At 54.8% G+C, this 16,985-nt stretch carries 14 protein-coding genes; all 14 read right to left on the bottom strand.

Annotated features, from left to right (window positions below):
• Positions 1-13 precede the first annotated feature (13 nt).
• A complete protein-coding gene (locus VE009_RS10915) occupies positions 14-1,390 on the bottom strand; it encodes a sulfatase (protein ID WP_325007487.1) in 1,377 nt (458 codons plus the stop codon).
• A 35-nt stretch (positions 1,391-1,425) separates the two neighbouring features.
• Positions 1,426-2,916 (bottom strand): tripartite tricarboxylate transporter permease, encoded by a 1,491-nt coding sequence (locus VE009_RS10910; RefSeq protein WP_325007485.1) that lies wholly within the window; start codon positions 2,914-2,916, stop codon positions 1,426-1,428.
• Positions 2,917-2,929: 13 nt separating this feature from the next.
• Positions 2,930-3,379: a tripartite tricarboxylate transporter TctB family protein gene (locus VE009_RS10905; RefSeq protein ID WP_325007483.1), complete on the bottom strand. Its 450-nt coding sequence runs from the start codon at positions 3,377-3,379 to the stop codon at positions 2,930-2,932.
• 113 nt (positions 3,380-3,492) lie between these two features.
• The gene (locus VE009_RS10900; protein WP_325007481.1) at positions 3,493-4,470 is read right to left on the bottom strand and encodes a tripartite tricarboxylate transporter substrate binding protein; all 978 of its coding nucleotides are present in this window, start codon (positions 4,468-4,470) and stop codon (positions 3,493-3,495) included.
• A gap of 89 nt (positions 4,471-4,559) precedes the next feature.
• On the bottom strand, positions 4,560-6,095 hold the full coding sequence (locus VE009_RS10895) for a sulfatase (protein WP_325007479.1): 1,536 nt from the start codon (positions 6,093-6,095) through the stop codon (positions 4,560-4,562).
• Positions 6,092-7,063 (bottom strand): aldose 1-epimerase family protein, encoded by a 972-nt coding sequence (locus VE009_RS10890; protein WP_325007477.1) that lies wholly within the window; start codon positions 7,061-7,063, stop codon positions 6,092-6,094. The genes VE009_RS10895 and VE009_RS10890 overlap by 4 nt, the downstream gene beginning before the upstream one ends.
• 65 nt (positions 7,064-7,128) lie before the next feature.
• Complete coding sequence (locus tag VE009_RS10885; RefSeq protein WP_325007475.1) at positions 7,129-8,370, bottom strand: ROK family transcriptional regulator; 1,242 nt, start codon at positions 8,368-8,370, stop codon at positions 7,129-7,131.
• Between the two features lie 339 nt (positions 8,371-8,709).
• Positions 8,710-9,258, bottom strand: a complete 549-nt coding sequence (locus VE009_RS10880) for a D-lyxose/D-mannose family sugar isomerase (RefSeq protein ID WP_325007473.1) — start codon at positions 9,256-9,258, stop codon at positions 8,710-8,712.
• Positions 9,259-9,279: 21 nt separating this feature from the next.
• A complete protein-coding gene (locus VE009_RS10875; RefSeq protein WP_325007471.1) occupies positions 9,280-10,356 on the bottom strand; it encodes a Gfo/Idh/MocA family oxidoreductase in 1,077 nt (358 codons plus the stop codon).
• A 20-nt stretch (positions 10,357-10,376) separates the two neighbouring features.
• Positions 10,377-11,528: a Gfo/Idh/MocA family oxidoreductase gene (locus VE009_RS10870; RefSeq protein WP_325007469.1), complete on the bottom strand. Its 1,152-nt coding sequence runs from the start codon at positions 11,526-11,528 to the stop codon at positions 10,377-10,379.
• Positions 11,529-11,611: 83 nt separating this feature from the next.
• Positions 11,612-13,228 carry an extracellular solute-binding protein gene (locus VE009_RS10865; protein WP_325007467.1) on the bottom strand — a complete coding sequence of 539 codons (1,617 nt, stop codon included), beginning with the start codon at positions 13,226-13,228 and terminating at the stop codon, positions 11,612-11,614.
• A 91-nt stretch (positions 13,229-13,319) separates the two neighbouring features.
• On the bottom strand, positions 13,320-14,192 hold the full coding sequence (locus tag VE009_RS10860; protein WP_325007465.1) for a carbohydrate ABC transporter permease: 873 nt from the start codon (positions 14,190-14,192) through the stop codon (positions 13,320-13,322).
• A 15-nt stretch (positions 14,193-14,207) separates the two neighbouring features.
• Positions 14,208-15,098, bottom strand: coding sequence for an ABC transporter permease (locus VE009_RS10855; protein WP_325007514.1), 891 nt, complete (start codon positions 15,096-15,098; stop codon positions 14,208-14,210).
• Positions 15,099-15,406: 308 nt separating this feature from the next.
• Positions 15,407-16,975, bottom strand: coding sequence for an extracellular solute-binding protein (locus tag VE009_RS10850; protein WP_325007463.1), 1,569 nt, complete (start codon positions 16,973-16,975; stop codon positions 15,407-15,409).
• Positions 16,976-16,985: the final 10 nt, after the last annotated feature.

Here is a 16,985-nt window from a genome sequence, read left to right as displayed (position 1 = left end):
TGCCTGCTTATTCCTATCCCACATCCGGCAGAGCGAACGTATCCCCTGTCTCGCGGATCCATTCCGCCAGACGTTGTTGCAGCTCCCGCCGCTTCTCTTTGTAGAAAACGTTATGCGCAAGATTTACGAGCTCGTAAGGGTCCTCTTTTAAATGGAACATAAGCCACGGTTGGTTTTCGAGAACGATATATTTCCACCCGTCGCGGGTGACGATGCCTCGGAACGGTCGGTCCACGCCTTCTTCGAGAATAATGCCTTTCAAGTTCGAAGTCGGAATCGGCAAACTGAGGTAGGCGCTGTCGGGAACATCTTGTTGTACGGCAGACTCGTTCAGGATGAAGGCCGAGTAATCGGTGCCGTCCATTCCTTCGGGTTTGCGAATGCCGCATAGCCCCAGCGTCGTCGGAGCGATATCGACATGGTTGATCGGAAAATCCAGTTTTTTGGTCTTGTAGCTTTTCCGCGTCGGTCCCCCGACGATGAACGGAATCCGAATCGACTCTTCCCAAGGCGCTTGCTTGCGGAATTGACCGTGCGAGCCATGCAAATCGCCATGGTCGCTAAAAAACATAATTTGCGTGTTTTGGTCTAACCCCAACTCAAGCAGCGTTTCCCGGATGCGGCCCACGTTCCAGTCGATACGTTCGATCGCTGCATAATAACCGGCCAGTTCTTCCCGAGTGCGATCCGTAACGTTCGGAATGTTCGGTACGTTCGGACGAAGCTGCAATGCGGCGGGGTTGTAATTTTTCATCGTTTCCGCCGGAGCTACGTAAGGGTCGTGGGGAGGCTGCACCGACAACGAAGCGAAGAACGGACGAGCTTCGCCGCCTGCGGCGTAATTCCGCAGCCAGTCGATCAAGATGTCCGTCAGCGCATCCGTCTCGTAACGCGGCAGCCGATAAGAAACGGTCCGGCCATCCTGCTCCCCATGGACCCAGCAATGAAACGGCTGGTTGTTGTTCTCGTACGCCCACCAATCCTCGAAGCCCGCTCTTCTTTCCTTCGGGATGATCCGCTTATCCTTTTTGTTCACTTCCAGCGTTAAATCCAGCTCCGGACGGTCGCCGTCCAAATGCCACTTCCCGATCCAGCACGTTTTATAACCGTGGTCGGCGAAGGCGTGGGCCAGCGTCGGCATTTCCGTGGAGAGCGGGGAGTTGAGTCCAGGCACTGAGGAGCGATGCGGATACCGCCCGGTGAGCATTGCGCCGCGGAAGGGCGTGCACAGCGGCGTACCGGAGACCGCTTGCGTAAATTCAACTCCCTCGACAGCCAATCGATCGAGATTTGGGGTATTCACGTTCGGATCCCCCAAATGGCTCATCGCTTGCGCCCGCATTTGATCGACCAAAATCCAGAGTACATTGGTTTTGTTGGGTTGATTCATTTTCTCTCTTCCCTCGTTACCGACATGTTTTTATATTAGGATTTCTTTAACTTCTTGTCCTTCCGAGCGGCATGGACCGCAAGGAAAATCGAAAGCAACGTCAACAAGATGAACGCCGCACTGATCGGGCGCGTGACGAAAATCGCCAAACTGCCTTCCGAAATGATGAGCGCCCGTCCGAGGTTGGATTCCGCGATCGGCCCCAGAATAATGCCCAGCAGCAGCGGCACGGGCGAAAAACCTAATTTAATCAAGAAATAGGCGAAGATGCCGAAAACGACTGCGATATATACGCTAAAAACCGAAGTGGTTTCCGCGAACGCGCCAGCGGTACACGTTAAAATCAGGAATGGGATCAAGATCGTGACCGGAACGTTGGCGATCTTCGCAAAGAAGTTGATTAACAACCTGCCTTGCAAAAGCATGATGATGTTCACAACGATCAAGCCGACCATGACCGCGTAGATTGTTGTGGCATGCTCGGTGAATAAGCTTGTACCCGGAAGAAGGCCATTGAGCATGAATGCTCCAAGCAGTACGGCCGCGGCCCCGTCGCCAGGAATGCCCAGGGTCAAGAGCGGAATCAGCGTAGCGCCGGTGACGCCGTTATTTCCGGCTTCGGCCGCGGCTACGCCGTCCAGTTCGCCTTTCCCGTAATTTTCGGGGTTTTTCGATTTCCTTTTCGCCATATCGTGACTGATGAACGACGCGATGCCTCCGCCCGTTCCCGGGATAATGCCGATGATCGTGCCTACAATGGAAGAGCGGAAGATCGTCCCCATGCTTCTCGTCAGTTCCGAACCTTTCAGCCCTTCCCCCGTGAACGCCATTTGTTTGCCGGATACCGAATTGTCCTTATCGTTGATCTTGGCCAAAATTTCGGAAAAAGCGAACAGACCGATAAGCGCCGGAACCAACGTAATTCCGCCTGCCAAGTTGATATTGCCGAAGGTGAAACGAAATACGCCGCTGGCCGTGTCCATTCCGATGGTCGAAATAAAAACTCCTAAACAGCCTGCAATCAGGCCTCTAAAAACGTTATCCCCGCTTACGCTCGCGATGATCGATAATCCGAATACCGCCAGCATGAAATATTCGGCCGGGCCGAAGAACATCGTAATTTTCGCCAGCTGCGGCGCGGCAACCAGCAACAACATGGCGCTGATTACCCCGGCGATCACCGAGGCGTAAAGCGCCATCAAGAGAGCTTTCTTCGATTTCCCTTGTTGACTCAACGGGAACCCGTCCAACAGCGTCGCAGCGGACGAAGGGGTGCCTGGCGTATTGATCAGGATGGCTGAGATCGACCCGCCGTACGTCCCGCCGCAATAGATCCCCAATAGCATGAGAATGCCTGCGATCGGATTGACGCCGAAGGTCATCGGTAAGAAAATGACGATCGCCAGCATGACGCCTAAACCCGGAATAGCTCCGAAAATAATGCCAAGAAACACGCCAAGCAGCATGAAAAGTATCGTATCCAACGTAAATAAAGCTCCGGATCCGTTAATTATATTTTCGATCACTGCAGACACCTCCTTACGGCAGCATAATGTTCAGCAAATATTTAAAAATGGCGTATGTGATCAAGATGATCGCCAACGTATAAGCGTAGTAAGTCCACTTTTTTACTTTCATGAGCAACAACACGGCGCCGCATACCGCAATCGAGGAAATCATGAACCCGACAAGCGGCATAATAATCGCGTAAACGACCAACAACACAATGGTTAACCCTACACGCAATTCATCCGAAAGCTGGATCGTAATCGTGTCCTTCTCCGCGCTGCCCCTCTTCGCATTTAACAATCCTTGAACGAATAAGCATGCGCTTAACAGCAGCATGACCCACGTCACCGCCCTCGGAAGAAATTGCGCATTCACCAGCGCATCCGATGTATCTTTGATCTGATAAGGGATGGCGAGCAGGATCGCCGCCGACAAAACGATAAAAAAACCGCCGCCGACGATGTTTTTGTTTATCTTCATAACCGTCCTCCGTTCCGCAAAAATGCAGTCGCAAGCCTCCCGCCTCAAGCAAAGAACGGGGAGCAGTTGGAGCACTGCCTCCCCGCCGCAGACTGTTTTCGGTTGCTTCCCGCTTATTGACCGCTCTTCTCGATCAGCTCGTGAAGCTTCTCCGCCGTTGCTTGCTGTTCCGCGATATATTGCTTAATTTCGTCCGGACCGATCGGCTTAAGATCCAATTTCGTATTGTTCACAACTTCCTTGAACGCTTCCGTCTCGTAAATCTTCGCGATTTGGTCATACATAAATTGAATGTTCGCAGCGTCGGTGCCGGCTTTCATCGCGAAGAAATTCAAGCCCGGGTAGCTGATGTCGTAGCCTGTTTCCTTCAGCGTCGGCACGGTCATTCCTTCGAAGCCCGTGTACGCTGCCGGACCCGCAACGGCGATCGGAACGATGGAGCCTTCTTTGATCAATGTCAATCCTGCGCCCGGCGGCCCGACCGCGACGTCGATGTGGCCCGCGGCCACGTTGTTGATCGCTTCGCCGCCGCCGCCGAACACGACCGCTTCGGCCTTCACGCCTGCCATCGCGAACAATCCGGCTTGAATCAGGTGCAAGTCGGAACCCGGGCCTGCGGAACCGTACTTGATCGTATTGGACTTGCCGTATTCGATCAATTTTTCCACGCTGTCGATTCCCGTTTTCTTCGGATTGGTATAGACAATGAATTCTACATTATCGATGCCGATAACCGGTTCGATGTCCGCAAAAGCATATTGGACATCCTGCACCAACGGAACCGTGACGAAAATACTTCTGCTCGCGAGTAACAATTTGTGCGAATTCGCTTTCTCTTGCATGTACTCGGTCGTGCCTAACGTTCCGCTCGCACCGGGACGATTGAGCACGACGGCAGGGTGATTGAAATATTCCTTGCCCATCTGCGCAACTTGGCGAGTTACGATATCGTTGACGCCCCCCGCGGGATACGGCACCAAGAACGTTAAATCTCCGGACGGATAGCTGCTGCTGCCGTTCGTGGCTTGGCTGCAGCCGACCATGGCTAGCAATGTGACGACGAGTAAGGCTACGATTGCGTTTCTTCTCATGTGTAAACAATCCCCTCGTTAAAATATGGTTGTCTGTTTATCTAACGATCCCCTGTTTATAGCCTTTACAAAGGATCGCGGATAACCTGCTAGCCTTGATCGGTGCCGAGATTGAGCCGGATCTTCTGTTCGCTGGGCGCTCCCAATTCATCCAAGCGCTTACAAATGGATTCTCTGAGTCGTTCGGCGATGTCGGGCTCCCTGTCTATGCAGTTCTGGGTTTGCGCCTGATCGAATCGAATATGATACAACTCATCCATCGGCTCCGGAACGATCGTTTGTTTTTCCTCATTGCTTCGAATCATTCGAGGCGGCGCATGGTTCGGCCTTGCCTGTTCGTACTGGACAGGGAACCTGGACTTGTCCCATACCTTGTACCGGTCTTTACTGTCTTGGATGAAATTGATCTGGCCGAAGCTCCAGTTGTTGTAATGCGAATGCGTATACCAATACAGCGGCGCGTTGGTCGGATTCGGCTTTTTGACGAGCATCCACTCCCCGTCAGTGCAATACACGGGCCCGCCGAACACGCCGAAGATGAGCGACTCCCGATCCCGAATCGCGCAATTCCCCGCACGGGTCGGTTCCCACAGTGGCGTCAGACTTGCCCCGTGCATGGTCTTCGGAGTTTCGATCCCCAGCGCGTCCAAAATCGTCGGGGTCAGGTCCGGCATCTGAACGAGCTCGTTGTACGTCGTATTCGGCCGGATGGCTGGATGTTGGATGAGCAGCGGCACTTGAGCGATGTCTTGATATAGGATGCGTGCGTGCTTGCCCAGCCACTGGTGCTCTCCGAATAAAAATCCATGGTCGCTGGTCACAATTACCATGGTGTTTTCTAACACCCCGAGCTCCTCAAGGCGGCTGTAGAACTTGCCGAACCAATGATCGACGAACGTGACCTCGGCGCAATACAGCGCATGGATATAATCGAGCTCTTCCTTAGTGTACTGGGAGATATCTCCGTATTTCGGCCAAATGACCGCCTCCCCCCGGTAGTCGGGCGCGTACCTTTCGATATAAGCGGGCGGCGGATCGAACGGTTCATGCGGGTCGAAGCAATCGATCATTAAGAAGAAGTCTTCGTGATCTTTGTTGTTTTCGACCCAATCCATGCTTCGCTGGAACACTTTCGCGGCGAAGTAATCCTCTTCCGCCTGGAACGAGGACGTGTTGCGCGCGTACTTCTCCCAGTTGCCGTTCAGCTTATCGGGGGACGCGGGGTACGAAACCTCGGCCGTGCGATCCGTAATCCAATTGTCCATTTCTTGGCCTCGAATCAATTCCATGCCGCTGAAATTCATGTGGTAGTTCCCGGCCCCGTTTTGCCATAAATGATAATGATCCGTCACCAACATGCTGGTTTTACCGGAACGGCTAATCAGCGTTACCAGGTCTTCCTCGTCATACTCTAGAGGGGACCAGCCGCGCCACAGAAAGTTTAACCTGCCTGTCCACAAATCCTGTCGGGCGGGCATACATGGGTAAGACCCTAAATACGCATTTTGGAAAACGGCGCCGTTGCTGCCGAACCGGTCCAAATTCGGCGTATGAATGTTCGAATTCCCGTAGCATCCGACATGATCCCGCCGCAACGTATCGAGCAAAACACAGATGACGTTCATGGAGCCAGCTCATCCCCTTCCTCGAGTTCGATGCTGAATTTCAAACGGTACTCCTTCGTCTCGCCGGGTTCCAAATACGGGAGCGTCCCCAGACGACGATGCGTCTCTCTGCCTTCCGTCGTCGCGTTGCTCGGCTCTATGCCCATCACGTACCGTCCCGATCCCGCATGTTTCCACTGCGTCAAGAACGGAAGCGCCGTTGGGTCGAACTCTAAGCGGACGCTGATACGTTTATTTCTGCCGTTATGCTCGATTAGATTTTCAATGACAACGCTTGCACTGTCCTCCTGCGAATCCGCTAGCTCGTGGAGCATGACCGTCGGCATGAAATCGTTTTGAGGCGGCTCGAAGCGCTCCCAGCCATCCGTCGGCCCATCCCCCGCAATCCATCTCCTCCGAGCGTCGGGAAGCCGAATGTGCGCCGTCTCGCTCAGCAGCGGGTACCCGAAGTTGAAATGATACAAAACCATGTGCTCGACGGGTTGGAACGCTTCGTTCGTTACGCGATCCGTAACCTCGATCTCATTCGAGCCCAATCTGGTGCGAATCGTCCTCTCCAGCTTCACGTTCTCCCCGATTGCCGAGCTCTCGCGCACTTCGCCCTTGAACGAAAGCCAATATTCTTCCCCTTGCCATGAGGCTTCCGTCGCCAGAACATGCGCCGGCGTCGACGAAATCCTGCCATGAAGCCCAAGCGCTTGGCCTTGGTCCACGCTGGGCTTGCCCATGTAGGTCAACCCGCATGTCGCGAACAACCCGCCCTCGAAGCTGCGGTTCCATTCTCTTTCTTCCTTGTCGTAGTAACTTGGCGCTACCGGACCGGTAGGAGACAGCCAGCTAACCGGTACTCCTTGAAACTCGCAGTAACCGATATCGAATGCGCGATCTACGGCAATCTGGAACATCAGCCCGGACCCGTTCCGGACTTGGATGATCTCGTTCCCTTTGCCTTTTCCCTCCGTAATCATCAGTTTCTGAAAGCCTGCGAGTTGGCTTATGGACCCGACTCTTCGCAACAGTTCCGTTTTTTTCATCATCCGTTGGCTCCAATGTTCTCGAACAATTTTTGGATCGGGAATTTTTTGTGGTGCTCTTTAGATAGGAAATGCTGCATGACGACCGCAAAAGCGCTTTTCAAATGAAGGTATTCGTGTTGCCCCGCATATACGATTTTCGTGTTCCTAGCGAACGGAAGCGCCCGGTTTTTGCCGACTTCCTCGATGCGTTCCCGAAACCAATCGCCTACCCGATTGAATTCGCTTTGGATCATGATTGTTTGCGGATTAAAAATGTTCATAATATTAGCGAGTCCGATGCCGAGCCAGTATGCCGTGTAATCGTGTAAAACCTCGCGAACGGTATCGTCGCCGGAACTTGCAAAGCGATCCAAGGCCTCGGATAAGCTTGCGCCAATGTATCGGCTATCCCTATTGGAAAGCTCCGTCAAAAATGCTTTCGTCGACGCTACCGCTTCCCAACAGCCGCGATTCCCGCAACTGCAGATCGGTCCGCCTTGCAATATCGCAGTATGCGCAAAGTTGACGGCCCCGCCCTGATCGCCTCGGAAAATATTGCCGCTTAACACCACCCCGGTACCGATCCCCAATCCGACGGAAACATAAACAAGCGTACCTTCTTGACGATCGTGAAGATTGGAAAGTTCGAATAACGTGTTCGCCCTAGCGTCGTTCTCGATAAACACCGGTACCTGCAGCTCGTCTTCCAAGAAAGCGACTAATGGAACGTCCCGCCAATCCGGAATCGTTGCCGTATAAGACATTAACCCTTGCTCCGCATGTACCGTCCCTTTCAGTACGACCCCGCATGCGAGGATCGGTTGGGAGTTGCCGGCGGCACGGGCCTCGCGAATCATCTCCCTAACGTCGTCGGCAATGTCCGCAAACGTTCGCCGAAAATCCGGATACACTGTGCTGCTTTGCTTCTTGTATGCGACAATGCGCTGGTTAAAATTCATAAGAGAAATTTCATGCCATTCGCTGTTGAAATATATGGAGATAAACAGTCCGGCGTCTTCTCGCAAGCTGAGCATGATCGGACGTTTGCCGCCCGTGTCCTTGGACTCGCCGTGCCCGATTTCTTCCACTAGACCTAATTCCATAAGTTCGACAATAATCGATGAAACGGAAGGTTTACTCAGGCCAAGTTCGGATGAAAGGTCTGCCCGAGATGCAACTCGATTTTGCAGTTGTCTGAGAACGGCCAACCGATTCGTTTCCCGCAGATCATTAGGTTGTACGCCGATTGACTTGTGCATGATCATAACCTCTTCCAACTTATAGTTAGTTAACTTTACTTACTAACTTGTTGATCTGATTTTATTCTCTGTTGTAAACGTTGTCAACTATTTATTTCCTTGTTTCGAAAGAATAGCTCAATAAAAAAATTGTGCTGATCGACCGTTTGTCGATCAGCACAATTGGCCTTCGTCCGCCCTTATGCGGCAAACGTTTCTCCATCGAACCTTACCACTGTCGGCGGACAGAGTGTTCACTTCTGCCAAAAACCGAAAGACGTGCCCGGAAGGTTGTTCAACCTGACCAACCATTCCGGTGCACGTCTTACGGGGGTGATCCATGACGCCTGCGGCGTCCCTTCAGTCTTCCACGACAACCGGCATCCGCTCGATGCGGGGATCGGTGAAGATGTCGTACTCGTCCCGGCTCGTGCTGGAAAACTCCGACACGACCGCGCCGTCCTCCCCGGCTTGAAACCAATGCTTCGTATTGGGCGGGATCGTGTACTGCTCCCCGGGCCGCAGTACAATTTCCCGAAATACCGTATAATACGCTTCGCTGCCAGCCGGCAGCGAGGCGGCGATGGATTGCGTGGGTTCGCCCTCTACGTAAAGGTACACCGTCCCTCGGCGGCAGCGGAACGTCTCCTTCTTGCCCGGATCGTCCCCGACCGGCGGATGCCGATGCTCCGGACATGTCTGGCGCGGGAACAACACGAGCTCTTTCGCGCAGTAACGGTCGTTATTCTCGTACGTAATCAACTGTAGTCCTTCCCGCTCCAGGTCGTCCAGTCCGAACGTCGCCACCTCGATCTGTTCCCGCTCCGCGTCGGTTAAGACGATCCCCGCGCGCTGTAACGCGTCGGCCGTGCGGGCCTGCGCGGCCCTTAATTCGCTTCTCTTGATCATATGCCCTCCCTGAATAGGCGCCTATTCGACCTTGATCGCTTGAGCCTGCGCCTGAATGCATAACTCCGCAGCTTTGAACGCATGCGCCTGAGTCATAGCCTGCTCCGTACCATGAAGGATATCCAAGATGAACAACCCGAAGTATGGATAGCCGACCTGGCCCGAGCAATGAAAATGTTTCTCGCCTTCCGCGTTCACGAGGTACAGATGGTTCCCCGACGGTTCCCGAGCGATATCGATATACTTTCGGATTTCGATATAGCCTTCCGTTCCGAGGATGATCGTTCTGCCGTCCCCCCATGTGCCGAGACCGTCCGGCGTGAGCCAATCGACGCGGAAGTAGAAGGTCGCCCCGTTATCCGCGACGAGCGTAGCGTCCCCGAAATCCTCGAATTTCTGGTAATTCTTAAAATTATAGTTCGCAACCTTGCTGTGCAGCACTTTCGCATCCTTGGCTCCCGCGTAAAACAGAAACTGCTCGATCTGGTGCGAGCCGATGTCGCACAAGATACCGCCGTAATACGCCGGATCGAAAAACCAATCCGGTCGGCTCGGCGCGTTCGCGCGATGCGGCCCCGTCCCGATCACCTGCACGACGCGGCCGATCGCGCCCTCTTCGATCAGTTGACCGGCGAACACGGCGCTTTCCACGTGGAGCCGTTCGCTGTAATAGATCCCCCACTTCAGCCCCGTCTCCTCCGTCTTTCGTCGGGCCGCCTCCAGCTGCTCCTGCGTCGTGAACGCGGGCTTATCCACGAAATAATGTTTGCCGCTGTCCAACGCTCGAAGCCCGAGCGCGCCGCGCTCCGAAGGGATGCAGGCGCCGGCGATCAGCCGAACGGCCGGATCGTTCAGCACCTCTTCCTCGGACGACGCCGCTTTCGCCTGCGGGAAAGCGGTTATGAACCGTTTCACCTTCTCTGGGTCCGGATCGTATACCGCTACGAGCTCTGCCCCCGCCTCGATCAACCCGTTGCACATGCCGTAGATATGGCCGTGATCCAGCCCGATCGCCGCGAACGCGAACTCCCCCGCCTTAACGACGCGGTTCGGCTTCCCCTTCGGCGCGTAATTCATCCCGTCCTGCCGGTTCGTCATGTCGTGCCCCTCCCATCCCATTAAGCGTTGCCGCCGAAAGTAATCGTATTGTCGTTAAAATTGTCCACGCTGGTTTTCTTCTCATAGAAATACGTCGCGTTCTTTAAAATCCCTTCCCTTGTGTAAAAAGGACTCTCCGGCCCGAGCGGCAGCTGCACCGAGCGCCCCGTGCTAGCGGATTGATAAATGGCGGTAATGAGCTCGAGCGTACGCCTCCCTTGAATGCCGTCAACCAATACCGCCCCGTCCCCCTCGATCGCGGTAAGCACATCCAAAATTTGTCCGCGATGCCCCTCGTGCGCCAAATCCTCCTGCTCGTCGTACGCCTGCTGGATTTTCGCCTCCAGCGCCTTGTCCTCCTCCGGAAATCCGTTCGATTTCGAGGTTGACGCGGTCACCTTCCAAGGCGCGGACACGCGGGCTCGCTTCCCTTGGAATATCAACTGCTGCTCCTGCCCGTGATGCACGACGGAGCTCGTAATCTGCGCGAGCGCTCCATTCTCGTAACGAGCGATCGCGATCGAGAGGTCTTCGACTTCGGCGTTATCGTGCGACGTATTGCTCATCACGGCCGTAATCTCCGACGGCATGCCGTTCATCCACTGGAAGATATCGATATGGTGCACCGCATGATTGAGCGTACAGCCGCCGCCTTCTTTCTCCCACGTGCCTCTCCACCACAGATCATAGTAGCAATGGCCGCGCCACCAGTACGAATCGACCTGCGTATGTACGATCGGCCCCATGAGCTTCGTGTCGAGTACGGCTTTCAGCTTCCACATCGGCGTCGTAAAGCGGTTTTGCGCCACGACGGACAGCTTCTTCCCGCTGCGCTCCGCCGCCTCGTTCATCGCGTCGCATTCCTCGAGCGACGAGGCCATCGGCTTCTCGACGATCACGTGCTTGCCCGCGTCGAGGAAGGCGATCGCCGTCTCCGCATGCGTGTAAGGGGGCGTGCACACGGAAACCAAATCGATGTCGTCCCGGCTGAGCAGCTGCTTATAGTCGGCAACGACTTCCGCGTCCAACCGGAATTCCTCTACCTTCTGCTTCGCCTTCTCCGGGTAAATGTCGCAGATCGCCACAATTTTGCAACGCTCCGGAAATTGCAAATACGCCTGAATGTGGGCCGGAGAAATGGCGCCGGCTCCGATGATCGCTACGTTCAACATGATTCTCACACTCCTTGATTCATGGAAAGCAGGCCCCCGGCATGCCTTTCGCCGCAGGGAGCCTACTGCATTCCTAACTGCTTTTATTTCTTATAAAATTCATCGTACGCCTTCATCTTCCCGTCCATGACCGCTTGACCGCCCATTGCCAGAAACTCTTTGACTTGCTCGTCGTACACTTTGTCGAACTGATCCGGCTTCGCGGTAACGATCTTCGCCAACATTTCCTTCTCGAAGTCTTCCAAAATTTTGGCATACTTGATCTCCGCTTCGACTGGAATGTCGACGCGCGGCAGCGTGTAGCCATCGTTCGTCCCCGCCTGAATACTCCCCACGGTGAAGTCTTTGAAGTCCGGATCGAACGCGTTGGCCGCGATGTTCAGATTCGGATCCTCCGTCGAGATGTATTTTCCGTTCAAGATGATGCAGTAGTCGTAGTAGTTGTACAGCAGGTTCTGCGCTTCCGGCGTATCGAGCAGCACCGGCAATCCGTCGTCGCTCATCTCGTAGGAGACGCCTTCTTGCCCGTTCTGCAGCACGAGAATGTTGGCCGGGTCCGCCATCCAATTGAGGTATTTCACGGCCGCGACCGCGTTCTTGCTCGAAGCCGGCACCATCAGGTAGGCGCCGATCGGCTCGTATATCGGCTTCGGATGTTTGCCGTCCGGCGTGGAGAACGGATCGATCGGCTCGAGCACCGCATCCGGATTGTTCGCCTTCAGGTTCGTGTAGTACCCGTTGTATACCGGTTCGTTCGTATTCGGCGTCGCGGCGCCGGCGATCCCGGTCACGACTTGCTGTGCGAACTGCTGGCTGAATTCGTCCGCGATCGCGAAGTCGGGATCGAGCAGTCCTTCGTTGTACATCGTATTCAGCAATCGGTAGCCTTCTTTGCTGCCCGGCTGCAGCCATCTTGGAACCGCATACAGTTCTTTGTCGTCGATTTCGTCCCATTTCCAGAACGAGTTCACGAGCGGCATCGTATGGAATACGTCGATATAGCCGTAAGGAATGACTTTGCCGCCCGTATTGCCGGGATCCTTCTCTTTGAAGGCTCGCATCGCTTCGACGAACTGGTCCGTCGTCTCCGGCAGCGGCAGCCCCAGCTGATCCAGCCAATCCTTGCGAATGAACGTCGTCGTTTGGGATTGGATGACGCGCAGCGCCGGGATAACGTATTGCTTACCCTCGAACACGCCGTACGGAAGGGACGGGCCGAGCACCTTTTTCAAATTCGGACCATGCTCTTCGATGATCGGCCCGAGGTCGGTGAGGCCCCCGCTCTTCACGTAGTTCTGCACAGTCGGCTTGTTGTACGTGAAGACGATATCCGGCGCGGAGCCGGACGCCATCAGCACGTTCAGCTTATCCACTTCCTCCGCGCGCGGCACGGTAACGAATTCGACATCGATGTTGTTCGGATCTCCGAAATTCTCCTGAATATACTTCGTCATGAAATTGTCCGTAATCGGCGGTTCGCCGGCCGGCGTATTGTTCCGGTCGAACAGCTCGACCTTCAGCGTAATGCGCTCCCCGCTCGGCTGCTCGGCGCTCTTCCCGTCCGTCTTCTCCGTCCCGGTTTGCGGTTCGTTGCCGGAGCCGCCCTCGCTCCCGCCGCCGCTGCAAGCCGACAATACCATCATCGTCGCCATAAGCAAGGCGAGCAGGGCCATCATGGATGTGCGAATCGATTGTCGCATTCGTTACTGCCTCCCTTTATTGTTATAAATGTATAGATACCTTCGGCGCGCGCATCGAATACGACCGCCGAAGCGCAGCTACCTCTAGCGGCTACCCCTTCACCGCGCCGACCAGCATGCCGGAAATAAAGTATTTCTGCAGCCAAGGGTACACGAGCAAAATAGGCACGGTGGCGAACATGATGCTTGCGGATTGGATGCCCTGCGGGATCGGCGTCGACGCATTAAAGCCTTCCTGCGCGGTCGCGTCGTTGACTTGGCTGTTAATGACGATCTGGTACAGCTTCAGCTGCAGAGGGTATAGTTCTTTGTCGTTGATGTAAAATAACGCGTCCTGAAACATGTTCCATCGATCCACGGCGGAGTACAGGCCGATCGTCGCTAAAATCGGGAGCTGCAGCGGAAGCACGACGCCGAGCAGGAACCGGAAATGGCCGCAGCCGTCCATCCAAGCCGAATCCTCCAGCTCCGCCGGCACTTGAGAGAACGAGGTTTTCATGATAATTAATAAGAACGCATTGATCATGAGCGGCAGAACGAGCGAGCCCGGGGAGTTCAGCAGCCCAAGCTCCTTCACGAGCAAATAATTCGGGATGATGCCCGGGTTGAAAAACATCGTCACGACGATCAAGCCGAACATGATGTGCTTACCCCGAAAATCTCGACGGCTTAACGCGTACGCGGCCATGATCGTCATGACCAAGGCGACCGCCGTGTACACGACAACGAGGACGACGGTGAAGCCGAGCGAACGCATCATCGTGACGTCGCCGAACACCGCGGAATATGCATTGAAGTTCCAGTCGACGGGCCACAGGAACACCTCTCCAGACATAATCGCTCGGTTGCCGCTGAACGACAGAGCGAAGATGTGAACCATCGGCACGACGCAAAACAACGCGAAGATGCCGATAAGCAGCTTGATGACGACGTCGATCGCCTTCTCGGCCGGATTGCGTATCATTTCGTTTCCCTCCTTCTAGAAAATTCCTTGATTATTTACTTTCCGGGAAATCAGTTCGGCCGTCAGCAGCAGGATCAGGCCCACAACCGACTGGAACAAGCCTACGGCCGTGGCGAGCGCGAATTGCGCCGACTGAATGCCGACCGTATACACGTACGTACTAATAACTTGCGCCACGTCCATGACATAGCCGTTCTGCAGGGCGTAAGGCTGCTCGAAGCTGATGTCCGCCATATGTCCGATTTGAAGGATGAACAGCACGACGATCGTCGGCTTAATTCCTGGCAAAGTAATATGCCACATCTTCCGCAGCCGGCTTGCTCCGTCCACGTCGGCCGCTTCGTACAGCTCCTTATTAATCGCCGTAAGCGCTGCCAAATACAGGATCGTTCCCCAGCCTGCATAATGCCAAACCCCAGCTCCCGTATACGTCAGAATCCATAAGATCTCGTCTTCGAGGAACGGAATCGGCTGGCCGCCCAAGCTCTTAATGAACTCGTTGACGCTGCCCGTGTTCGTGGACAAGAGCCGGATCGCCATCCCGCCGACGATGACCCAGGAAATAAAATGCGGCAAATACAGCAGCGTCTGGCTGACCCGCTTGTACCATTGCACCCGAATTTCGTTCAGCAGAATGGCCAGTATAATAGGAATCGGGAACATGAGAAGCGCAAAGATGTTGAGCATCAGCGTATTGCGAAGCGCTTTGTAAAACTGCGGCATCGCGAAAATCTCGTGAAATACGGCGAAGCCGACCCACTCGCTCGCCCAGACGCCTTTGAAGATGTTGTACTCCTTGAAGGCGACGACGACCCCCATCATAGGAATGTACTTAAAGACGAGGAAGAACGTCATGGGCAAAAACATCAGGAGATACAGCGGCCATTGCCGTCGGAAGGACGCCATCCCGCCGCGGTTTCGTCGGACGGATAACCGTCGATTGACTTGACTCGTATCGATCTGCAAGGTCCTCAATTCCTTTCTTCGACTGTGGCCCTCACTATACAACAAGCAGCTCCGCCGCGAAATTGTCATTAATTTACGGGCTTCGCCTTTTTTCCTTCGGGGGGGATTCACCTTTTTTCAATACTTATCCATTGTTCAAACCCGTGGCGTTAATCTGCCGAAAAGGTTAAATCGAACGTTCGCCGCACGCAAAAAGGCGCCCCGAGGCTGCCGATTCGGCAACCTCCGAGGCGCTGCTGCGACCCTGCCTATTTCTTCTCCCGATATGCCCGAAGCCTCTCCTCCATGACCTGCTGGCCGCCCATCCTCAAATAATCCGCCACTTCTTGGTCGTACACGGCGTCGAAGGACTCCGGCTCCGCCGTAACGACTTTCACGAATATTTCGTCGTTCTTCTCGTTTAACGCCGCCGAATATTTAATCTCCGCCGGAAGCACTCTTACGCTCTGCGGCGTCCCAACCCCGTCCCTCATCCCGAACTCGATGCTTTTCGTCGTAAATTGCTCGTACCGCGAATCGGTAATATTCGCTTTCAAGTTTAATTCGTCGTCCGCCGCGCTCACGAATTTGCCGTTCAGGATAATGCAATAATCGAAATAGTTGTATAACGTCCGATCTGCTTCCTCGTTCTGAAGCACGACCGGGATGCCGCCCTTCATCTCGTAGGTGACGCCTTCGATGCCGTTCTGCAGCGCGATATAATGTTCCGGCTGCGCCATCCAGTTCAAATACTGGATCGCCGCTTCCGCGTTCGGGCTTGCCTTCGGCACCATGATCAGCATCCCGGTCTTCTCGAGAATCGGCTTCGGCCGTTTGCCGCTCGCAGTCGTGAACGGATCGATCGGCGTTAGAACGGCGTTCGGCTCATTCTTTTGTAACTCCCTGAGGTACCCCATATACACCGGCTCGTTGACGTTCGGCGTGCCCGCCCCGACGCGTCCGTTGACCAGGTCCTTCTGGAACTGCCGCGAAAATCGGTCCAAGTGAAAATTCGGATCGATTAAGCCCTCATGGTACAACTTATTTAGGAATCGATAGGCCTCTTTGTTTCCCGGCATGGCCCATCGCGGCTTGGCGTAGATGTCCTCTTCCGTGATGCGCTCCCAATCCCAGAACGAGTATTGGAGTCCCGCCGTATGGTAATAATCGACGTGCCCGAACGGGATAACGTCCTCTCCCGACTTCCCCGGCTTCTTCTCCTTAAACGCTTTGAGCGCTTCGTAAAACTGCTCCGTCGTCTCCGGCAAGGGCAATCCTACTTCCTTAAGCCAATCCTCCCGAATCAAGGTTGCGCTCTGCGCCGTCAGCACGCGTTTAGCCGGAATCGCGTATTGCTTCCCGTCGAAGCGGCCGACCTCCAGAATGTCCTCCCCCAACACCTGTTTCAAATCTTGTCCGTGCCGCTCGAGCAGATCGGTCAGATCCGTTAATTTCCCTTGCATCGCGAAGTTGTATACCGTGGGCAGATCGTACGTAAAGACGAGATCCGGCGCTTGGTTGGCGGCCATCAGCACATGCAGCCGGTCCAGCTCCTCCGCCCTCGGCACCGTAACGAACTCCACCTTCACCCGGTTCGGATCGCCGAAATGCTTCTGAATGTATTGCGTCATAAAATTATCCGTAAGCGGGGGCGCACCGGCCGGCGTATTGTCGCGGTCGAACAATTCAATGCGCAGCGTCTTCCAATCGTCGGGACCCGCGGCATCGCGAGGCTGGCCGGGGTCCCCCCGATCTCGCTCCGACATCCCGCTGCAGCCGGCGAACATCGAAAAGATGAGCGTACCCGCGACTACGGTTAGCAGTACCCTTTTTATCACCAACAACCAT

The organism is Paenibacillus sp., assembly GCF_035645195.1.
Classification (GTDB): domain Bacteria; phylum Bacillota; class Bacilli; order Paenibacillales; family YIM-B00363; genus Paenibacillus_AE.
The sequence above is the reverse complement of the archived record's forward strand: the minus strand, read 5'-3'. Positions and strand labels throughout refer to the sequence as shown.